This window comes from Stenotrophomonas sp. CASM110, from assembly GCF_049384345.1.
GTDB classification, from domain to species: domain Bacteria; phylum Pseudomonadota; class Gammaproteobacteria; order Xanthomonadales; family Xanthomonadaceae; genus Stenotrophomonas; species Stenotrophomonas muris.
Genome location: NZ_JBMRGI010000001.1, coordinates 162,963 through 182,206, shown reverse-complemented (window position 1 = coordinate 182,206; position 19,244 = coordinate 162,963). Strand labels below are relative to the sequence as shown.

19 protein-coding genes are annotated in these 19,244 nt (G+C 67.4%); 5 read left to right on the top strand and 14 right to left on the bottom strand.

Annotated elements, in window-relative coordinates; all coding sequences use genetic code 11:
• Nucleotides 1-19: 19 nt before the first annotated feature.
• The 9 genes from VG561_RS00905 to VG561_RS00865 all read right to left on the bottom strand — a co-directional run bounded on the left by VG561_RS00905 (nucleotide 20) and on the right by VG561_RS00865 (nucleotide 8,059).
• On the bottom strand, nucleotides 20-553 hold the full coding sequence (locus VG561_RS00905) for a lipocalin family protein (protein WP_111206860.1): 534 nt from the start codon (nucleotides 551-553) through the stop codon (nucleotides 20-22).
• Nucleotides 554-561: 8 nt separating this feature from the next.
• Nucleotides 562-1,635: an SAM-dependent methyltransferase gene (locus tag VG561_RS00900; protein WP_014647123.1), complete on the bottom strand. Its 1,074-nt coding sequence runs from the start codon at nucleotides 1,633-1,635 to the stop codon at nucleotides 562-564.
• Complete coding sequence (locus tag VG561_RS00895) at nucleotides 1,632-2,417, bottom strand: DUF1295 domain-containing protein (RefSeq protein WP_046430504.1); 786 nt, start codon at nucleotides 2,415-2,417, stop codon at nucleotides 1,632-1,634. The genes VG561_RS00900 and VG561_RS00895 overlap by 4 nt, the downstream gene beginning before the upstream one ends.
• Nucleotides 2,414-2,959 (bottom strand): DUF2878 domain-containing protein, encoded by a 546-nt coding sequence (locus VG561_RS00890; RefSeq protein WP_032961075.1) that lies wholly within the window; start codon nucleotides 2,957-2,959, stop codon nucleotides 2,414-2,416. Before VG561_RS00890 ends, VG561_RS00895 begins: the two co-directional genes overlap by 4 nt.
• 1 nt (nucleotide 2,960) lies before the next feature.
• Entirely contained in the window at nucleotides 2,961-4,220 is a 1,260-nt protein-coding gene (locus tag VG561_RS00885) for an SAM-dependent methyltransferase (RefSeq protein ID WP_049405283.1), read from the bottom strand.
• On the bottom strand, nucleotides 4,217-4,984 hold the full coding sequence (locus tag VG561_RS00880; RefSeq protein WP_142234700.1) for a DUF1365 domain-containing protein: 768 nt from the start codon (nucleotides 4,982-4,984) through the stop codon (nucleotides 4,217-4,219). The genes VG561_RS00885 and VG561_RS00880 overlap by 4 nt, the downstream gene beginning before the upstream one ends.
• Nucleotides 4,981-6,258 carry an NAD(P)/FAD-dependent oxidoreductase gene (locus VG561_RS00875; protein WP_049439856.1) on the bottom strand — a complete coding sequence of 426 codons (1,278 nt, stop codon included), beginning with the start codon at nucleotides 6,256-6,258 and terminating at the stop codon, nucleotides 4,981-4,983. The genes VG561_RS00880 and VG561_RS00875 overlap by 4 nt, the downstream gene beginning before the upstream one ends.
• Nucleotide 6,259: 1 nt before the next feature.
• A complete protein-coding gene (locus VG561_RS00870) occupies nucleotides 6,260-7,210 on the bottom strand; it encodes an acyl-CoA desaturase (protein ID WP_049439853.1) in 951 nt (316 codons plus the stop codon).
• Nucleotides 7,211-7,291: 81 nt separating this feature from the next.
• A complete protein-coding gene (locus tag VG561_RS00865) occupies nucleotides 7,292-8,059 on the bottom strand; it encodes a hypothetical protein (protein ID WP_049439851.1) in 768 nt (255 codons plus the stop codon).
• Between the two features lie 134 nt (nucleotides 8,060-8,193).
• Between VG561_RS00865 and VG561_RS00860 the strand changes: the two genes are divergently transcribed.
• The 3 genes from VG561_RS00860 to VG561_RS00850 are packed head-to-tail and all read left to right on the top strand — an operon-like array spanning nucleotide 8,194 to nucleotide 10,194.
• Nucleotides 8,194-8,817 carry a sigma-70 family RNA polymerase sigma factor gene (locus tag VG561_RS00860; protein ID WP_014647131.1) on the top strand — a complete coding sequence of 208 codons (624 nt, stop codon included), beginning with the start codon at nucleotides 8,194-8,196 and terminating at the stop codon, nucleotides 8,815-8,817.
• On the top strand, nucleotides 8,814-9,488 hold the full coding sequence (locus tag VG561_RS00855) for a ChrR family anti-sigma-E factor (RefSeq protein ID WP_423179284.1): 675 nt from the start codon (nucleotides 8,814-8,816) through the stop codon (nucleotides 9,486-9,488). Before VG561_RS00860 ends, VG561_RS00855 begins: the two co-directional genes overlap by 4 nt.
• A gap of 13 nt (nucleotides 9,489-9,501) precedes the next feature.
• On the top strand, nucleotides 9,502-10,194 hold the full coding sequence (locus VG561_RS00850; RefSeq protein WP_049439847.1) for an oxidoreductase: 693 nt from the start codon (nucleotides 9,502-9,504) through the stop codon (nucleotides 10,192-10,194).
• Between the two features lie 2 nt (nucleotides 10,195-10,196).
• Here the strand turns inward: VG561_RS00850 and VG561_RS00845 are convergent, their stop codons facing one another.
• The 3 genes from VG561_RS00845 to VG561_RS00835 are packed head-to-tail and all read right to left on the bottom strand — an operon-like array spanning nucleotide 10,197 to nucleotide 15,290.
• Nucleotides 10,197-12,596, bottom strand: coding sequence for a PAS domain-containing protein (locus VG561_RS00845; protein ID WP_423179283.1), 2,400 nt, complete (start codon nucleotides 12,594-12,596; stop codon nucleotides 10,197-10,199).
• Complete coding sequence (locus VG561_RS00840; protein ID WP_014647135.1) at nucleotides 12,589-13,056, bottom strand: response regulator; 468 nt, start codon at nucleotides 13,054-13,056, stop codon at nucleotides 12,589-12,591. Before VG561_RS00840 ends, VG561_RS00845 begins: the two co-directional genes overlap by 8 nt.
• Nucleotides 13,053-15,290: an ATP-binding protein gene (locus tag VG561_RS00835; protein WP_423179282.1), complete on the bottom strand. Its 2,238-nt coding sequence runs from the start codon at nucleotides 15,288-15,290 to the stop codon at nucleotides 13,053-13,055. The genes VG561_RS00840 and VG561_RS00835 overlap by 4 nt, the downstream gene beginning before the upstream one ends.
• Before the next feature lie 263 nt (nucleotides 15,291-15,553).
• Between VG561_RS00835 and VG561_RS00830 the strand changes: the two genes are divergently transcribed.
• Nucleotides 15,554-15,847: a hypothetical protein gene (locus VG561_RS00830; protein WP_014647137.1), complete on the top strand. Its 294-nt coding sequence runs from the start codon at nucleotides 15,554-15,556 to the stop codon at nucleotides 15,845-15,847.
• Between the two features lie 16 nt (nucleotides 15,848-15,863).
• Here VG561_RS00830 and VG561_RS00825 read toward each other — a convergent pair whose 3' ends face one another.
• Together VG561_RS00825 and VG561_RS00820 are read right to left on the bottom strand one after the other, a co-directional pair.
• Nucleotides 15,864-16,349 (bottom strand): TspO/MBR family protein, encoded by a 486-nt coding sequence (locus VG561_RS00825; protein WP_169411055.1) that lies wholly within the window; start codon nucleotides 16,347-16,349, stop codon nucleotides 15,864-15,866.
• A gap of 71 nt (nucleotides 16,350-16,420) precedes the next feature.
• Nucleotides 16,421-18,616 (bottom strand): hypothetical protein, encoded by a 2,196-nt coding sequence (locus VG561_RS00820; protein ID WP_423179281.1) that lies wholly within the window; start codon nucleotides 18,614-18,616, stop codon nucleotides 16,421-16,423.
• Between the two features lie 133 nt (nucleotides 18,617-18,749).
• On the opposite strand from VG561_RS00820, the gene VG561_RS00815 reads away from it, so the two are divergent.
• Complete coding sequence (locus VG561_RS00815; RefSeq protein WP_169411059.1) at nucleotides 18,750-19,229, top strand: GNAT family N-acetyltransferase; 480 nt, start codon at nucleotides 18,750-18,752, stop codon at nucleotides 19,227-19,229.
• Nucleotides 19,230-19,244 lie beyond the last annotated feature (15 nt).

Below are 19,244 nucleotides of genomic sequence, written 5' to 3'. Positions count from 1 at the left end.
CGTGGGGATGACCGATGGCTCAGCGCACCGACTGCGGCACGCGCCTCAGCTTTGCGGTGTCGTAACCCATGGCCGCGATGCGCTGCACGGCCTGCTGGTAGTCGCTCTCGGACACCTGTGGCGTGCGTGCCATGTACCACACGTAGTCGCGCTTGCTGCGCGCGACGATGGTCTGGCCGTAGTCATCGCGCAGCCAGGCAATCACATACTCGGCCTGGATCGGCCAGATGAACTGCATGCCCCAGATGGCGCCGTTGCCGTCCTTCTCGACCCGTCCAACAGGGTGCATCGACTTCTGGGGGGCGTCGAAGCTGCCCTTGCGATAGGTGAAGGTGGTCTGGATGCGCCCGTCGGGCTTCAATGCGTAGCTCTCCACCGCGTCGAAAGCTTTGCGCTCCGGCCATGAGGGGATGTGGGCGATCACATACCAGTCGCCCATGAAGCGTGGCACGTCCACTGAGGGCGGGCGGGGCAGGGGACGGGTATCGGTGGAACTGCAGCCGGAACCAAACAGGCTCAATGCCAGCAGGGGAAGCAGCGAGCGCATGCGCATGTCACACCTCAACGGGGGCGGAACAGATAGTGGGCGACCAGCCACTGCTGGCCGTCGTCGTAGCCGAACAGCTCGGCGCATGCCATCCAGAACATGCGCCAGCGCTGCCACCAGATCTTCGCGGCGGCCTGGCCGTAGGTCGCGACCAGCACTGGCATCACCGCCTCGCGTGCTGCATCCTGGTTGGCCAGCCAGTGGTCGGCCGTGCGCTGGTAGTGGGTGCCGTCCAGCAACCAGCGCTGGTCAAGCCGCAGGTCGCGCTGGAAATGCAGCAGCGTGTCGGCCGCCGGCATCAGGCCACCAGTGAAGAAATGGCGGCCCATCCAGTTGTCGCCGCCCTCGGTCTCGAACGGGTACATCAGCGTGCGGTGGGCGAAGATGTGCACGAACAGCGCGCCGTCGGGCTTCAGCCACTGGCTGATGCGCGCCAGCAGGCGCTCGTAGTTGCGCACATGCTCGAACATTTCCACCGAGACGCAGCGGTCGAAGCGTGCGGTTGGCAGCTCGAGCTGGTTGACGTCGCGGGTGATCACCTCGACGTTGTGCAGCCCCCGGGCCTGGCACTGCGCCATGATGTGCTGGCGCTGGCTGTGCGAATTGGACACGGCGGTGATCGCGGCGGTGGGATAGCGCTCGGCCATCCACAGGGTCAGCGAACCCCAGCCGCAGCCCAGTTCGAGGATCTGCTGGCCATCGGCCAGTCCGGCGCGCTGGCCGTACAGCTCCAGCATGGCGTCCTCCGCCTGGTCCAGCGTTTCGCGCCCGGTTGGGTAGTAGCAGCTGCTGTACTTCAGGCGCCTGCCCAGGCAGGCCTGGAAGAAGGCCGCCGGAACCTCATAGTGCTGGCGGTTGGCCGCGTCGGTATGCAGCGCGAGCGGGCTGTCGGCCAGCTCGGCGATGCGACGGCTGAAGCGTGCGGACTGTGCTTCGATACCGCCCAGCATTTCCTCGTGCAGGCGTTGCGCGCACAGGCGACGGATGCCGGCGCGCAGCGCGGCATCGGGAACCAGGCCGCGTTCGGCCCAGGCGATCAGCCCGGTTTCCGCGTCGTCGGCCGGGGTCAGTGACGGAATCGCGCTCATGCGGAATGCTCCTTGGAAGGACGAGGGAACCAGGGGAAGAACATCGGCGTGCTGCGCTGGTAGGCGCGGTAATCGTCGCCGCGGCTGCGCAGCGCCTGCTTTTCGGTGAACGGAATGCCGCTCAGGTAGCGCAGGAACACATACATCAGCAGCGGGCCGGACCACGCCAGCCACCATAGCGGCGAGCCGACCGCGAGCAGGACATAGCTGAACCAGTGCAGCCACTCGAAGAAGTAGTTGGGGTGGCGGGAGTAACGCCAGAGCCCGGCGCGGCAGGTGCGACCCTGGTTTGCCGGATTCGCGCGGAACCGGGCCAGCTGATGGTCGGCCAGGCTCTCGCCGCCGACGCTCAGCAGCCACACGAGTGCGGCGGCCACGACCCACAACGTCATGCTGGTCTGTGGATTGGCAGCCACCGCGACGAAGGGCAGGGCGAACAGCACGACCAGCAGTGCCTGGGCCATGAAAAAGCCGAAGATCTTGGCTTGATGCCCTTGCCAGTACTCGCGCAGATAACGGTAGCGACCGTCTTCCTGTTCATGGCGGACCCGATGCCACAGGTGCAGTGCCAGTCGGCTGCCCCACAGGCCACCGAGCACGCCCAGTGCAATCCGTGGCGCCGCCGCACCATCGCCGAGCCAAGCCAGCAACAGGGCCGAAGCACCCACGCCCTTGGCCCAGAGCACATCGACCACGCCGATGTTGCGGTGGCGCCGCTGCCAGGCCCAGCCCCAGCTCATCACAAGCACGGCATACAGCAGTACCCACACCAGATTGATCATGACGGCGCTCCGGCCAAGGGCGGCGGGATGGTGCGGGAGCCGCGACGAGCGGCCATGCACAGCAGCGAAAGCGCGATGCTCCAGCCCACCCCCAGTACCAGCAGGCCCTGCCACAGCGGCGCAGTGAATCGAACCGCATCGAAACCGCGCGCTGCGGAGAGATAGGCCAGCGGGGCCAGCAGCAGGCCGAACGCGGCTGGCAGGGCAGGGTGGCGCAGCAGGAAGCGCATCGAAGTGGTCAGCGTCATCGCAAACGCGGCCCACAACGCCATGATCCAAAGGGGTGGCGTCCAGCCCAGCGGGGCCGCGGCGTAGCGTACGGTGCCGCTGGCGGCGGCACTGGCGTCGACCAGCCACGCGCAGGCCAGCGCCAACAGCATCAGCCGAAGATCCAGCCGAGGTTGCGGCGAGGTCAGCAGCTGGCTGCCGATGTAGAGCGACGCTGCCAGCAGCGCCGGCCATTGCCAGCCGCGCCCGGCGCCGGCCACGGCGCACAGCCAGACCAGCTGGTTGCCAAGCAGATTGGCCCAGAACCGGCGCACCTCAGCCGCCTTGACCCGATGCGCCAGCGGGACGATGCCCGGGGCGCGCCAGCAGCAGATGCGAAACGCCGATCGAACGCTCCAGGAAGCCGCCCTCGCAATAGGCCAGGTAGAACTCCCACATCCGGCAGAAGCGCGTATCAAAGCCCTGTGCCTGCACAGCGGGCAGCTGGGCAAGGAAGCGTTGGCGCCAGGCGCGCAGGGTCAGTGCGTAGGAGTGGCCGAAATCCTGCTGGGCGACCAGCTGCAGGTCACTGGATCGGGTCTTGGCCGCCATGATCGCGTTGATCGACGGAATGAAGCTGCCCGGAAACACATAGCGCTTGATGTAGTCGACGCTGCGCCGTGCCTGCTCGTAGCGGTGATCTTCGATGGTGATGGCCTGCAGCAGGGCGACACCATCAGGCTTGAGCAGGCGCTGCAGCGTTGCCATGTAGGTGTCCAGGTATTCGGCGCCGATGGCTTCGATCATCTCGATCGATACCAGCTTGTCGAACTGGCCCTGCAGGTCGCGGTAGTCCTGCATCAACAGCGTGACCTTGTCCTGCAGCCCGGCGACGCGGACGCGCTCTCTGGCCAGTGCATGCTGCTCGGCGGAGATCGTGGTTGTGGTGACGTGGCAGCCGTAGTGCTGCGCCGCGTGCAGCGCAAAACCACCCCAGCCGGTACCGATCTCCACCACGCGGTCGCCCGGCTTGAGCTGCAGCTGTTGGCAGATGCGGTCCAGCTTGCGCCGCGAGGCGGATTCCAGCGATTCGCCCTCTTCGGCGAACAGGGCCGAGGAGTACATCAGGTCCGGTGACAGGAACAGGGCGAAGAAGTCGTTGCCGAGGTCGTAGTGCGCGGCGATGTTGCGGCGGCTGCCTTCACGGCTGTTGCGGCGCAGGCGGTTCCAGCCGCGCAGCAGCCAGCCTCCCACGCGCGCCGGGCCGTGTTCCATGCTGTCGAGCAGATCGCGGTTGCGCACGAGCAGCCGTATCAGGGCGACCAGGTCGTCACAGCGCCATTCGCCATGGATGTAGCTTTCGCCGGCGCCGACGCTGCCCTGGGCCGCCACCTTGCGATAGAACGCCGGGTCCTCGATGGTGACGGTGACATGCAGCTCACCGCGGGCATCGCCCAACCAGACTTCGCCCAGCGCGTCGCGCACGCACAGGCGGCCGTCGCGCATCGGGGCGAGCTGGGCCAGCAGGCGGCGGCGCAGGAAGGCATCCAATGCGCCGGGGCGCGGCAGCGCGACCGAAGGAATCATCGAATTCATCGCGGTTTCTCGGCAAGGGTAGGGTGGTCGTGTACGGGATTACGTTTCAGCCACAGCCGCAACGCATGCCAGTGGATGGCGGCCACCACCTGGGTGGTCATCAGTGGATAGCAGGCCAGGACGCGGGCCAGCCCGCGGCCATCCAGGGGGTGTCGTTGCATGACCTGGGTGGCATCAAACTGGCGCACGCCGTCGCGCCAGACCTGCATGTGCACGCGCAGGTCCTCATCAGGGCAGTTGAACCGCCAGTCGTAATGACAATCCATCGGCATGAAGGGCGAGACATGGAAGCATTTGTCGAACCGCCAGCGCAGCGAGGTGCCTTCCTGCGTGGCCGTTGCGACCGGCAGCACGTAGGCGTGACGTTCCTTCCAGGGTGTGTTGGTGATCTCGGCGACGATGCAGTCCAGCGTGCTGCCATCGGCCCGGTAGCAGTAGTAGAAGCTGACCGGGTTGAACACGTGACCGGCGAAGCGCAGATGGGTGAGCAGGCGGACCGGGCCGGTGGGCCGGTAGCCCAGGGTTGATGCAGCGTGGTCGCGCACTGCATCGGCCAAGGGCCGCGCGGGATCGCCGAAGTAATCGCTGCGACGGAACTCGGCCAGATTGCGGCGATTGATCGACCACAGCCAGCGCCCGGCGAACACGCTGTCGAGTTCATCCAGGTCGAGCAGCAGCTGTGCGATCGGATAGCGGAACGCATGCGGGTGTGGCAGGTGCCTGCGGTGCGCCACCTGCCCGAAGTAGAGCGCACTGGCGCTCATGCGGCCACCTCGCCGGGAGCCGCCATGACGTGGTGCGGTTCACAGGTGCGCAGTGCATCGACCACGCGGCGGGCGCTGCGGATGCCGTCCTCATGGAAGCCCCAGCCCCAATAGGCGCCTGCGAACCAGGTGTGGCGGCGGCCCTGCAGCTCGGCCCAGCGCTGTTGCGCGCGCACTGCGGCATGGTCGTGCACCGGGTGCGCATAATGCAGGGTGCGCAGCACCTTGCCGGGGTCGATTGCTTCGCTGCGGTTGAGCGTGACCACCAGGGGCGTGCTGCCGGGCAGGCCCTGCAGCTGGTTCATGCAGTAGCTGACCGTGCAGGGCGCAGCAGGGTCGCGGGGCACATGGGCATTCCATGCCGCCCACGCCTTGCGGTTGCGCGGCAGCAATGACGCGTCGGTGTGCAGCACCGCTTCGTTGGCCTGGTAGCGGATGGCGCCGAGCACGTCGCGTTCGATGGGGTCGGCGTCACGCAGCAGCGCCAGGGCCTGGTCGCTGTGGCAGGCCAGGATGACCTCATCGAAGCCTTCCACGCCGGCCGCGCTGTGCACGCGAGCGCCCCACGGCATGCGCTCGACCGACTGTACCGGGCACTCCAGCCGCTCATGCACCCGCCAGCGGGCGCGCAGGGCATCGACATAGCGGGCCGATCCACCGCTCACCACCCGCCACGGTGCACGCCCGGTCATCTGCAGCATCTGGTGGTTGGCCATGAACTGGGCCAGATAGCGCGCCGGGAAGTCCATCACCGTGGCCGTCGGGGACGACCACAGCGCGGAGGCCATCGGCAGCAGGTGCTCGTCGATGAAGGCATCGCCGTAGCGCTGGCTGCGCAGGTACTGCCCCAACGTTGGGCCCTCGTCTTCTGCCAGCAACAGGGGGGCATCGCGGTAGAACCGGCGCAGGTCGGCCAGCATGCCCCAGAAGCGCGGCGACACCAGGTTGCGGCGCTGGCAGAACAGGCCATCCAGCGAGGTGGCGTTGTACTCCACGCCGCTGCGCTCGCTGTGCATCGAGAAGCTCATCGTGGTCGGCTGCGAGGCTACGCCCAGCTCGTCGAACAGTGCGGTCAGCAGCGGGTAGTGCTGGGGATTGAACACGATGAAGCCGGTGTCCACCGCCATGCGGACGCCATCCACCTGCACGTCGTGGGTGTGGGTATGGCCGCCCAGATAGTCGTTGGCCTCGAACAGCGTGACGTCGTGTTCGCCGTCCAGCCACCAGGCGCTGGCCAGTCCCGCAATGCCCGAACCGATGATCGCGATGCGCATGTCAGTACCTCGCCTTGGCCAGCACCCACTCGGGAATCGGCTTGAGCCCTTTGACCAGCCCAAGCGCCGCCATCGCGCGCAGTCCATACCAGGTCAGGTCCACTTCCCACCAGCGGAAGCCCTGGCGGACGGTGCCCGGGAAGAAGTGGTGGTTGTTGTGCCAGCCTTCGCCGAAGGTGAGCAGCGCCAGCCAGAGATTGTTGCGGCTGTCATCGCGGGTCTCGAAGCGGCGGCGACCGAAGCGATGGGCCAGCGAATTGATGGTGACCGTGGCGTGGAACAGCACGATGGTGGAGATGAAGAAGCCCCACACCAGCAACTGCGAGCCGGAGGTATGCAAGCCTGGCGCCCAGCGCTCCAACCCGGCGCCCAGTGCATACAGCGCTGCGGCCAGCAGTACCGGCACAGCCGTATCGAAGCGGTCCAGCCAGCGCAGCTCCGGGTAGCGCGCCAGGTCGGGCACCCGCGACAGGTCGGTGGCAAAGGCCTCGCGGGTCAGGAACCAGCCCATGTGGCTGCGCCAGAAGCCGCCCTCACGGGGGGAGTGCGGGTCCAGCGGCTGGTCGGCGTGACGGTGGTGGTGGCGATGGTGGGCGGCCCACCACAGCGGCCCGCGCTGTACGCTGGAGGCGCCTATCACCGCGAACACGAACTGCACCGGCCGCGATGCCTGGAAGGTGCGATGCGAGAAGTAGCGGTGGTAGAACGCCGTGATGGCGAACATGCGCACCGCATAGAGTGCTGCAGCCACGATCACCGCTGTCCACGAGATGCCCACCCAGATCACCGCGATGCAGGCCAGGTGCATCAGCGCGAAGGGCACGGCGCGCACCCAGTCGATCCGCCCCGGCCGCTCGTCGGTGGCCTCTGCGGCGTTGCCGGTATCGAACCAGCGCTGCAGCGTGCGCAGCAGGCGCCAGCGTTGACGGGGGAGGGGCGCTACAGAGGCCATGGCGGATCTCGGCGGGTTTCGTGTCTTCCTCTACGCGGCAGAAGGCCCACTGGATGCGGAGTGCGGCAGGAAATTTAGATTTCACCTGGCCGTAACGGTGCAGCGATCTGTCAGCGGCTGCGCCCAGGCCTGCTGCCATTCGCTGGCGGGGCGACCAGCCGCTGCGGCGATGAAGCGCACCGTCACCTGTGGATAGGCACCGCGTTGATCGCGCAGGTTGCTGGTGCCACGGAACTCCAGCAGGCGCTGGTCAGCGCTGGCGTATACCAGCGCAAGGCGTGGCGCGATGCCGCCGTACCAGGTGTCCAGGCTGACCTCGATCGACTGCGCATCGATCCCCTGCCAGCGCTGCGGGCCGATGCGCCTTACCTGCACCGGGAAGTAGCGCTGCCGCGCTGGGACCAGGAAGGGCAGGGTCACACGCTCGCCGCGCATGAGCGCCTGCCAATGCAGGCGCACCGCCGCGTCGAACCCTGCGTCGATGACCGCGCCGGTCGGCAGGTCGAGCTCGCGCTGCACCGGTGGGCTGCCGGCATCCTCCTTCCACGCGATCGAGACCCTGCCGCTGGCGGCCTCGACCTCGGCCTTCTGGCCGCTGCGCCGGTCCTCCAGGGTATAGCCGCGCGCCTGTGGGGCCGCGCTGGCCGGCAGGTGCTTGCGGGCGAAAGGCCGCCCGTCCGCGCATTGGTACAGCACCCAGCGCTCGGCACCCTCGGCCGCATCGCGTCGCCAGTGCACCTCGCGGTAGAGCAGGTCGCCGCGCGACGACGTTGCTACCCCCTCGCTTCGCAGCCAGGGCGCGGCCAGCGCAACATGGGGCAGGCACAGCAGCAGCCAAGCGGTACGCATCGCGTTCATCCGGGAAAGGAGGGCTGAGGTCATACGGCGGGGATGGGCGGTTGGATGCGCCTGCAGCGGCTGCATCCAATCACGGCCCCTGCGCGTAAAGAGGACAGACCTTCACCCGCCCGCCGCGAACGCCGATGTACCCTGACGCCGCCAGCAACCCCCTCAACTTCGATACCGCACGCATCGTGTCCAGTTCCCAGCAGCCGAGCAGCGAGCCGACGAACTGGGCCGGTGACATGGACGGCGTGGCACGGCTTCGTGACCGCGACTGTTTCATGCGGATCTATGATTACTTCATGCCGCGGCTGTGCGTATACCTGCGGGGCCTGGGCGTGCCTGACGCGGTGGCCGAGGAACTGGCGCAGGAGAGCCTGCTGCGGCTATGGCTGCGCGCGGCCGACTTCGATCCCGCGCAGGGTGCGCTGAGCACGTGGCTGTATCGCATCGCCCGTAACCTGCACATTGACCGCATCCGCCGCGAGCGCAGCTGGATGCAGGTGCAGGCAGCCGTGGAGGACGCAGCAACCCTGGATGTGATCGAACGCAGCAGCGCCGAACAGTTTGCCGACCAGGCCCGGCTGCGCCAGCGCATCAACGAACTGCCCGCCGTGCAGGCGCGCCTGGTGCGCATGTCCTATTTCGAGGCCAAGAGCCACAGCGAGATCGCCGAGGCGATCGGCATGCCCTTGGGCACGGTCAAGTCGCATCTGCGACGCGCGTTCCTGCAGCTGCAGGCCAAGGTGGGAGGTGCGCTGTGAACCCGCACCACCACCTGCACGAATCGACGTTGATGAGCTATGCCGCAGGCGCGCTGCCCGCGCCACTGAGCGTGGTCGCGGGTGCGCATCTGGAGCAGTGCCCGCACTGCCGCCAGCGCCTGCGCGAGGCCGAGGCGATCGGCTCGGTGCTGCTTGAGCAGACCCAGCCGCCCGCGCCTGATCCACGCCGCGAACAGCTGCGCGAGTCCATGCTGATGCAGCTGGCTGCGGAAATGCCGATTGCCATGGACCAGGCCGCGCGTCCCGTGCCGAAGGAGCGGCCCGAGGCCGACCCGGACCATCTGCCTGCCTCGCTGCACCCCTACTTCGGGGCATCGCTCAGTGGGTTGCGTTGGCGCTGGATGGCGCCCGGCGTGCACTGCATCCGTGCCGAGCAGATGCCTTCGCTGATCATGCTGAAGATCGCCCCGGGCAAATGCCTGCCCATGCACAGCCATGGCCGCAGCGAGCTGACCCAGATCCTGCGCGGTTCCTACAACGATGCGCTGGGGCTGTTCGCACCCGGCGACGTGGCGGACCTGGATGAAGACGTGGAGCATCAGCCGGTGACCGCGCCGGGGGTGCCGTGCATCTGCGTGTCGGCGCTGGATGCACCGCTGGTGTTCAGCGGGTGGCTGGCGCGCAAGATCCAGCGGTTCGTGAAACTCTAGTGCGGCCCTGGCCATGGCTCAGGCACAGACATTGCGGATTCTCCTGACCGGCGCTGCAGGCCTGGTAGGGCAGGGCGTTGCCCTGGCCTGCCAGCGTTCGCCGCAGGTTGCCGGCTTGACCGCGCTGGTGCGGCGCCCGGGCAGCCTGCGCGGACCCGGCAGCGAACGGGTGGTCCCGGACTTCCTGCACATCGACGCGCAGCGTGATGAACTGGCCGGGTACGACGCATGCTTCTATTGTGCCGGTGCGCCACCGGTTGGCACTGCCGAGGCCGAGTACCGGCGCGTGACCCTGGACACCACACTGGCAGTGGCCCGCGCCTGGGCTGCGGTGAATCCGCAGGGGTCCTTCCTGTATGTCTCCGGCGCAGGCGCGGACCCGCAAAGCCGGCTGATGCCGCTGCGGGTGAAGGGCGAGACCGAGCGGGCGTTGCAGGCGCTGCCGCTGCGCGCGGTGATGCTGCGTCCGGGCGGGGTCCGGCCGGTGCCGGGGACAGGTACCCGGCATGCCCTGTTGAAACCCCTGTACTGGGGCGGCGCACCGTTGATGAAACTGGCCGGTGCGCTCGCGCCCTCGCTGATGACCAGCAACCTGGCGCTGGGCATGGCGATGATCGCCCTGGCCGGAAGAGAAAACCCGCCGGCCACGATCGAGTGCGCGGATATCAACCGGATCGCGGCAGGCATGCGCGATGCGTCCGCCTGACCTCAGCGCGGCGCAGCCTCCAGCGCGGTGCGCACTGCCAGCGCAAGGTCACTGCGGGTAAATGGCTTTGGCAGCAGGGCGGCTGCACGCCCCTGCGCGCCAACCGCATCGTGGTCGCGTGGATAGCCTGACGTGAACAGGACCGCGATTGCCGGCCAGCGTTCACGCACCTCACGCACCAGCTCCCAGCCGGACATGCCCGGCATCACCACGTCCGAGAACAGCAGGTCGACCTTGGTGTCCGGCCGTTCCAGCAGCCGCAACGCCGAGGGGCCGTCGTGCGCTTCCAGCACGCGGTAGCCCAGCAGGCGCAGCGCATCGACTGTATGCGCACGGACATCGTCGTTGTCCTCGGCCACCAGCACGGTTTCCTCGCGTGGCGAGTAGCCGGCCAGGCCCGTCTGCGGGACGCGAGCCTCGCAAGGCAGCGCCAGAGGCGAGCGCGGGAACATCATGGTGATGCTGGTACCGCCGCCTTCCACCGAATCGATCAGCACGTGGCCACCGGACTGCTTCACGAAGCCGTGCACCATCGACAGGCCGAGCCCGGTGCCGCGGCCGACCTGCTTGGTGGTGAAGAACGGCTCGAACACGCGCGCCAGGGTGGCCGCGTCCATGCCGTGGCCGTTGTCGCGCACCCGCAGCATCACATACTCGCCGGGGGAAGCATCCGGGAACAATGCGGCGTAGTCGTGGTCGAGGTGGCTGTTGTCGACTTCGATCACCAGGCGGCCGCCGTGCGGCATCGCGTCGCGCGCATTGACCGCCAGGTTCAGCACCGACGCTTCCAGTTGGCTGATGTCGATCTCCACGCACCAGATGTCCTCGGCGGTGCGGATGTCCAGTTGCACCAGTTCGCCCAGCGCCCGCCGCAGCATGTCCTGCATGTCCAGCAGGCACTCGTTGAGGTTGGCTGCCTGGCTGTGCAGCGGCTGGCGCCGGGCAAAGGCGAGCAGGCGCTGGGTGAGGCTGGCGGCACGGCCAACCCCCTTCAGGGCATTGTCCAGGGCACGGCTGGCCATCGCGCCGGCTTCGCCGGCCCGTTCGCTGAGCAGCATGGCGTGCTCGATGTTGCCCGAGATCACCGTCAGGATGTTGTTGAAATCATGCGCGATGCCGCCGGTGAGCTGGCCGACCGCCTCGATCTTCTGCGACTGGCGAAGCGCATGCTCGGCCTGCCGCCGCGCAGTGGTTTCCACCGCCTCCGATACCACGGCGGTGACCACGCCGTCGGCGTCCAGCAGCGGACGCAGCGAGACATCGAAGCTGCGCCGGCCGGTGGGCAGTTCCAGCTCGAGGGAATGCAGCGAGTTGCGACCCTGCGCCGCCGCGGCGACGGCCTGGTCAACCACGGCGCCGACGCCGTCGGTGTTGGCGAACCACAGGGATTCGCCGAAGCGCTGGCCGACAATGTCCTTCTTGTCCGCCAGCACGGCGGCCAATGAAGCGTCATTGGCATCGACCACGCGCCCGGACAGATCCAGCAGCACCTGATGCTGGAAGCTGGATTCAAAGATTGCCTGCAGCCGCCGTTTGCTGGCCCGCAGTTCGGCGGTGCGCGCCTGCACCTGCTGCTCCAGGGCCTGGTTGTCCTCACGCAGGGCCAGTTCGGCCTGCTTCAACACCGATACGTCGCTGCCCATGCAGATGTAGCCGGCCACGCTGCCATCGGCGGCATGCTCCGGCACGCAGTCCATCTGCACGAATCGTGACTGGCCGCTGCGATGCACGAGCTCGACCTGGAAGCTGGTGCGCTCGCCCTGCAGCACGCGTTCCAGGCTGGGGAGGGCACGTTCGAAGGCGCTGATGCCGCTGACATCGCGGGCAAGGCGTCCCAGCAATTCGGCCTGGCTCACGCCATGCCAATCCAGGAACGCCTTGTTCGCGAAGCGGTAGCGGTGGTCCTTGTCGAGCCGGGCGATCAGCGCCGGAACGGCGTCGGTCACCTGCTGCAGCTGCGCCTGGCTCTCATTGAGCGCAGCCTGCGCCTGCACCAGCTGGTTGCGCTCGTGGGCTTCCTGCCGCGCGCGACGGATGGCATCCGGCAAGCGCTGCAGGCGCTGCTTCACCACATAGTCGCGTGCGCCGCGGGTCAAGGCCTGCACGGCCAGCTCTTCGGTCAGGGTGCCGGAGACGAAGATGAAAGGCGTGTGCGGGATGCGCTCGCGCGCCAGCGCAAGGGCGGCATCGCCATCGAATCCGGGCAGTACGTGGTCGGCCAGGATGATGTCGAAGGGGCGATTGTCGATCGCCTCGATGAACGCATTGCGGGTCCACAGCCGCTCGGCCTCGAAGTCGAGGCCTGCGCGCTGCAGCTGTGCGCTGATCAGCTCCGCGTCAAGCGCGCTGTCCTCCAGCATGAGGATGCGCAGGCGCTCACTGCGGCGCGATCCATCACGCATGGTGCTGCCCCGAACCGTTGGGCCGGTGCGGCGGTGGCTGGTTGGTGATGCCCCAGAACATGCCCAGCCCCTGGATGGCATCGAAGAATTCCTTGAAATCGACCGGCTTGACCACGAATGCATTGACGCCCAGTTCGTAGCTCCGCACCAGGTCCTGCTCCTCGCGCGAGGAGGTCAGCATCACGATCGGGGTGCTGCTCAGCTGCGCGTCGCCACGGACCTGTTCGAGCACTTCCAGGCCATTGACCTTGGGCAGCTTCAGGTCCAGCAGCACCACGACCGGGCCACCGTGCATGGCGCCGGCGAACTTGCCTTCGCAGCGCAGGTAGTCCAGCGCCTCGGCGCCATCGCGCACGTGGATGACGTCGTTCAGCAGCTGGCAGCGTGACAACGCGGCCATCGTCAGCTCGGCGTCTTTGGGGCTGTCCTCGACCAGGAGGATCGGCCGCAGGTCCCTCATGGGTGATCTCCTGTGGAACGGGGTAGGGTGAAATGGATCGTGGCGCCCTTGCCGGGTTCGCCCTCGGCCCAGGTGCGGCCGCCGTGGCGGCCGATGATGCGGCGCACATTGGCCAGGCCGATGCCGGTGCCTTCGAATTCCTCGACGTGATGCAGGCGCTGGAACACGCCGAACAGCTTGTCCACGTAGCGCATGTCGAAGCCGCAGCCGTTGTCGCGCACGAAGAAATGGTCTTCGTCGTCGTTGCGTTCGTGGCCGACCTCGATAACCGCCTGCTCGCGCTCGCGGGTGAACTTGATCGCGTTGCCCAGCAGGTTCTGCCAGACCAGGCGCAGCATGGTCGGATCGGCCTCGACTTCCGGCAGCGGCGCCAGCGTCCACTGCACCTCGCGGCCGGCATAGTCCAGGGCCAACGTCCTGCGTACGTCCTCGGCCAGCGCAGCCATGTCCAGCCGCACCCTGCCCACCGTCGAGCGGCCCATCTGCGAGAAGCTGAGCAGGTCATCCACCAACGTGCCGGCCGATTTCGCCGATTCCACGATGGTGTCGAGGAAGCGGCGTTCGGTGTCGTTGAGGCGCTCGCCCGCAGAGCTGCCCAGCAGCTCCGAGTAGCCGACGATGTGGCGGAAGGGAGCGCGCAGGTCGTGGCTGACCGAATAGGAGAACGCTTCCAGTTCCTTGTTGCTGCGCACCAGCTGTTCGTTCAGCTCCGCCATTTCCTCGGCCTTGCGCAGCACGATGTCGACAATGGCGGTGCGCATTTCGTGCGCGGCATCGCAGTCGGCATCACTCCAGGGCAGGCTGCGCTGCTGCACGGTCTCCTTCCACGCCTCGAACGAGTTGCGCGGCGACAGGGCCATGCCGGGCGCATCGGTCTTGCGCGGGTCGCCCCCCCAGCGCACGGTGCGCACGACCTCCGGCCGGAACCACATCAGGTAGCTGTGATGGAGCTGCGAGATCGACACCGCCAGCAGGCCACTGGCCACGTCGGTCAGGTGCGCGGCAGGCGACCAGTCGGCGGCGAGATGATCGGTGCAGTACATTTCCTGCCCGGCGTGCTGGTTGGCCAGCCAGTCGGCCAGGGCCAGCACCTCGCTGGGGGGCGGGCACTGCCCCACGCGCATGCAGTCCCCCTTGTGCACGATGGCCGCGCCGGCCGCGCCGGTCAGGGACAGCAGGCTGGCCTCATCGTAGCGCAGCGCCGCCATGAACTCTTCGTCCCCGGCCATGCGTGCCAGCAGCTTGACCAGCACCGAGCGACGGGCCACGCGTTCCTCGATCGCGCGCGCGCGCTCCTTCAGCGCGATCTGCAGCGACAGGATCTGGCCCATGAACTCACAGGCCGTACGCACGTGGTACGGCAGGCGGCGCGGCTGCACCGCGTGGCAGGACACCAGGCCCCACAGCCGCCCTTCGTGCACCAGCGACACGGACATTGATGCCCCGGTGCCCATGTTGCGCATGTACTGCAGGTGCACGGGCGAGACGCTGCGCAGCACGGCCAGGCTCAGGTCGGTGGGAGGCGCGTCGCGATGCGCTTCCGCGCGCAGCAGCGGTGCAGGGGTGTAATCGCTGTCCGCAATCAGGCGCACCCGGTTGCGGCGGTACAGCTCACGCGCCTGGGCGGGGATGTCCGATTCGGGGAAGCGCAGGTCCAGATAGGATGGCAGCAGGCCGTTGCCGTCCTCGGCCACCACCGTGCCATTCCAGCCTGCATCGAACTGGTAGACCAGGGTGCGGTCGAAGCCGGTGAGGCGTCGCACATGCGCGGCGGCCAGCCTGCACAGGTCTTCCACCGTCGTGGCGGTCTCGATGCCGGACATCAGCTCGCGGATCGCCGGGTACAGCTCTTCCAGCGAACCGGGCTGGCCCGGAACCGGCGCCTCCAGTTCAACCAGAAGGTCGGTTGCAGACCGGTGCACGAGCAGCTGGTGGCGGCCATGGCCATCCAGATGCACCGCGCCCACGTGTGCGCTGCTGCCGACCGTGGCCTGCTGCAACACCGCCTGGAACGGCGCCAGCACGCCACCCAGCACCTCGGCGACGTGTTGCATCAATGGCTCGCCGAACTGCTGCAGCAGGGCGGGGTGGCTGATGGCGCGCTCACGCACCTGCAGCGAGTGCGGTTCCACCACCAGAAGCACACCGTACGGCTGGATCGCGCCGGGGGTATGGATCGGTTCGCGCGCGCAACGCGACAGGGCAGCGTCGTGCGTGGGCTCAGCAGAAGGCATCAAGGGCGGGACTCATGATTCGTGAAGGGCAGGAACGACCCAGCGGTGTATCCGGTAACCATGGATGGTGAAGCAAAAGAGCGTATCCGCCTACCTCCCTGTGCATGTGGCGTGTCCTCCATCTGAAACTGAATTCTTCATACAAGCAGCGATGCGCATGCGGCAGGCGTCTCTGCCGGCTTCGCGGCCAGTGCATCTGCGCTGCACGCCGGCTCGACAGCGGCTGCCCTAGGGTGGCTCGACTTCCGTCGGATACCACGCCCGTGAACCTGCAGACCCTGCCTTCTACGCCGTACCGCATGCTGGCTGACAGTTGCCAGTTCGAACTGCTGGATGTGGATGCCCTGCAGGACCCCGCCAGTGGCCGGTTGCTGCACCTGTATTCGCTGGTGGCCCGTTGCCTGTCCTGCGAGACGGTGTTCAAGGCCGAAGAAGGACAAGGCCTGGTCAGCCATTCGTCGGCGCGTGTGGTGCGTTGCCCCACCGGCTGCGGGCAGCAGGCGTTCAAGCCGGCGCTGTTGAGGAACTGGCGCCCACAGGTCGTGGCCCAGGCGTGAGTGATGCGGCGCGCTGTCACAGCAGCCCGGGGTTGGCTCGCCAGACTGCGAAGTTGAGCGCCGAGGCGAAGCAAATCCAGGCCAGATAGGGCAGCAGCAGCACGGCTGCCATCTTGCGGACGCGCACGAACGCGAGCATCGTCGCGCACACCAGCGCCACCAGCACCAGGATGTCGGCGAAGGCGAGGGCGCCCAGCTTCCAGCCGAAGAACAGCCAGCTCCACAGTGCATTGATGGCCAGCTGCACCAGATAGAGCCACAGCGCAGGCCGCGCGCCGCGCCAGCCGCGCTCCCGCCAGACCAGCCACGCCGCAATCGCCATCATGGCGTACAGCAGGGTCCATGCCGGGCCAAACACACCGGCAGGCGGCGCCCATGCAGGCAGGACGAGGGTGGCATAGAAGCTGGCGGCGGACGTCGAGGCCCACGCGCCCAGTGCGGCGGCAGCGAAGGTGATCGCCACCCATCCCAGAAGGCCATAGGCCTGTGTGCGCTTGTTCATTGCGTGCAACTCGTCAATTGGGGCGTCGGTGTATACGCACCGGGGCCGGCAATGGATGCAGACGGTTGCCTTCAGTGCGACGAGCCTGCAGCACCCGTGCCCTGGCCCGCTGGCAGCAGCGAAGGCTGCTGGTCAAACCACTCGCGTGCCTTGGCCAGATGCCATTGGCGCTGGTCGCCGTCCAGCTCGATGCCCGCACCCAGCAGCCCCCACCGTAGATAGAGATCACCGCGCTTGCGCTGTTCCAGCAGATCCAGCCGCGCGCGTACCGACAGGCGGTCGTTCTCGGCCTGCAGGCCATCGATGACCAGATGGCCAGGGCGCCAGCGCAGCGTCGCCTGTGCCTGTACCTGTCCGGAATCCAGCAGGGACAAGGTCCAGCGCGGGTAGTCGGTGCGCTCTGCGAACAGCGCCAGCAACGGTCGCGCATCGCTGAGATCGAGGTCCGTGGTGGCATCCACCTGGAACGGCGACTGCGCATCGATGCGCCCACGCCTGAAGTCCACGCGGCCTTTCCATGCCGACGAGCCCTGCGTGCCCGCCACCTGCACGTTGCGCAGCTCGACCGTGGTGCCGGACAGATCGAAATGACGCTGGTTGAAGTCTCCCCGGCGCAGTGTTGCGTTCACGTCGATATCGCCGCCCATGTCCAGCCCTGCCACCTTTGCACTGGCGTTGCGCCCCAACAGCCGGGCCGTGCCATGGCCGACGCGCCCGTCGGTATCGAGGGTCGCATCACCACTCACGGTGCCGGTGCCACGGAGCAGTCGCACCTGGGGCGAACCCAGGTAGCGGTTGTAGGCGGTCAGGTCAGGGATGGTGGCTTCACTGAAGCGCAGCTGCGCGCGGACGCCTTTGCGCAGTTCCTGCAGGCGGCCATCGCCGGTCAGGTCCAGGGCCAGATCCCGGCCGTCGAACAGGCGTACGTCCTTGGCATCGCCTGGCCGCGCGGTGAAGCGGGGCAACCGGACGGCCAGCCGCGCCTGGCTGGGCGTGCCGGCCTTCAGTTCGCCGTGGGCACTGGCCGTGCCCGCCAAGCGCACACCCGCCACCTCGGCCACGGCTTCGGCTGCAGGAATGTCCACGGTGCTGCCTTCGGTCAGCTCGCCGTTGCGAAGGCGCAGGTCCGCCTTCAGCGTGCCGCCGCCATCCAGCTGCAGCCACGGCTTGCGCACGAACAGGGCAGGGATCCAGTTGAGCGAGGTGAACGTCCATTCGCCGCGCACTGTGCCAGAACTGCGTTCCAGCAGCTGTGCGGGCTGTTGGAAGGGAATGTCCCGGCCACTGATATGCAGATCGGCATCCACCTCGCTGCCTGAACCGGACTTTTGCGGCAAGCGGGCCTGCAGGCGCAGGTCCTTGGCCACATTGAGTTGCAGCGCCAGCATGCCGCGATCGGGGGCGCCGTCGCCCAGGTAGAGCGGCACCTGCCACAGCGCGTGGTCGCCGGGCTGCAGTTGGCCATCGATCAGGTGGAGTGCGGCCTGCAGCCGTCCGGGCACTGGTGCGCTGGAGATCTTCGGCGTTGTGGCATTGGTGTCCATGCGCAGGCCCTGGCTGCGGGCATCGACCTCGAGCTGGGCATGCAGCAGCTTCAACTTGGCCAGGCCGGGCGCCTGGTCCCGATAATGGCGCGGATAGCTGAAGCGCGCGGTGAGATCCATGTCGCCCAACAGCTGCACGCCGTCAAAACTGGTGTCCGCATCGCTGAATGCAACCTCGGATTCGAACAGTTCCGACGGCCCGCCGCGCAGCTGCTTGAGGAAGCCCACCGTGCCCTGGCCCTGGCCGATGATCAGCAGCTTGCCGAAACGTGCGCTGCGGATACTGTCGCTGTGGATGGCATCGAAGCGCAGGGTCCAGCCGCGGTCGCTGCGCGGCGGTGGCTGGATGGCCTCTTCCACGCGGCTGATCTCGGCCGAAACCCCGGTGGCCTGCAGCCGGGGCACCCGCACCTCGCGCTGGAACAGGGGCAGTACCGCCAGACGAGCGCTGGCGCGGTCGGCGTGCAGCACGTAGACCGTGTGGTTCACATGGCCGCGCATGTGCACGTTCCAGGCGATGACATGGCCTGGCAGCACGGTAATGGCCGGCCCAGTGGTCATCACGAACTTGTGCGGCTTGCGGTTGGTGACCTGGTCAAACAGCGGTGTGTTGAGGAAGATGTTGCCGGCCAGCAGGTACAGCAGGTAGATGCCCAGCAGGACGCAGGCAGGAACATGCCACCGTCGAAGCCGGTGCGGGATGTGCGCGGAAACAGGGGGCATCTACTGCTCTGAAGGCCGGAATATCTGCAACTATTGCCGAGCCGATGGCGGTGGCGCGTGAAGCAGCTACGGAGCAGGCGTTGGATTCTGGTAGTGTCCGGCCTGGTCACCACCACAGATCTGCAGGAGTCGCATGGATATCCGGCCCGCCCGTGCAGGCGATTTCGACGTGATGTGGGGCATGTTCGAGCAAGCTATTGCGACGCAGGATGCGCTGCCCTTTGCTGGCTCTTTCGCTGTCGAGACGTTTCGCGCGCATTGGTTCCAGGCCCAGGCACCTCATGTAGCTGTGCTGGAGGGCCGGGTTGTGGGCATGTACAAGATGGGCCCGAATTTCCCTGACCTTGGGGCGCATGTGGCCAGCGCCACGTATGTGGTCGACGCCGCGACACAGGGGCGGGGCGTGGGCCGAGCCCTGGTGGAACACAGCCTGGAGCGGGCGAGGGCGGAAGGGTTCCTGGCCATGCAGTTCAATTACGTGGTCAGCACCAACGGCCCGGCGGTGGCGCTGTACCGGAAGCTGGGGTTTGCGGTGGTTGGGACGCTGCCAGAGGCCTTCCGGCATGGCCAGCGCGGGTTGGTCGATGTCTTCGTGATGCACAGGTTCCTGTAGTGCCGTCGCAAGGGC

Bases quoted from the DNA above. Each gene is read 5' to 3' on its own strand.
- VG561_RS00905 (WP_111206860.1), bottom strand. From the start codon at position 553: ATGCGCATGCGCTCGCTGCTTCCCCTGCTGGCATTGAGCCTGTTTGGT.
- VG561_RS00900 (WP_014647123.1), bottom strand. From the start codon at position 1,635: ATGAGCGCGATTCCGTCACTGACCCCGGCCGACGACGCGGAAACCGGG.
- VG561_RS00895 (WP_046430504.1), bottom strand. From the start codon at position 2,417: ATGATCAATCTGGTGTGGGTACTGCTGTATGCCGTGCTTGTGATGAGC.
- VG561_RS00885 (WP_049405283.1), bottom strand. From the start codon at position 4,220: ATGAATTCGATGATTCCTTCGGTCGCGCTGCCGCGCCCCGGCGCATTG.
- VG561_RS00880 (WP_142234700.1), bottom strand. From the start codon at position 4,984: ATGAGCGCCAGTGCGCTCTACTTCGGGCAGGTGGCGCACCGCAGGCAC.
- VG561_RS00875 (WP_049439856.1), bottom strand. From the start codon at position 6,258: ATGCGCATCGCGATCATCGGTTCGGGCATTGCGGGACTGGCCAGCGCC.
- VG561_RS00870 (WP_049439853.1), bottom strand. From the start codon at position 7,210: ATGGCCTCTGTAGCGCCCCTCCCCCGTCAACGCTGGCGCCTGCTGCGC.
- VG561_RS00865 (WP_049439851.1), bottom strand. From the start codon at position 8,059: ATGCGTACCGCTTGGCTGCTGCTGTGCCTGCCCCATGTTGCGCTGGCC.
- VG561_RS00860 (WP_014647131.1), top strand. From the start codon at position 8,194: ATGTACCCTGACGCCGCCAGCAACCCCCTCAACTTCGATACCGCACGC.
- VG561_RS00850 (WP_049439847.1), top strand. From the start codon at position 9,502: ATGGCTCAGGCACAGACATTGCGGATTCTCCTGACCGGCGCTGCAGGC.
- VG561_RS00845 (WP_423179283.1), bottom strand. From the start codon at position 12,596: ATGCGTGATGGATCGCGCCGCAGTGAGCGCCTGCGCATCCTCATGCTG.
- VG561_RS00840 (WP_014647135.1), bottom strand. From the start codon at position 13,056: ATGAGGGACCTGCGGCCGATCCTCCTGGTCGAGGACAGCCCCAAAGAC.
- VG561_RS00835 (WP_423179282.1), bottom strand. From the start codon at position 15,290: ATGCCTTCTGCTGAGCCCACGCACGACGCTGCCCTGTCGCGTTGCGCG.
- VG561_RS00825 (WP_169411055.1), bottom strand. From the start codon at position 16,349: ATGAACAAGCGCACACAGGCCTATGGCCTTCTGGGATGGGTGGCGATC.
- VG561_RS00820 (WP_423179281.1), bottom strand. From the start codon at position 18,616: ATGCCCCCTGTTTCCGCGCACATCCCGCACCGGCTTCGACGGTGGCAT.
- VG561_RS00815 (WP_169411059.1), top strand. From the start codon at position 18,750: ATGGATATCCGGCCCGCCCGTGCAGGCGATTTCGACGTGATGTGGGGC.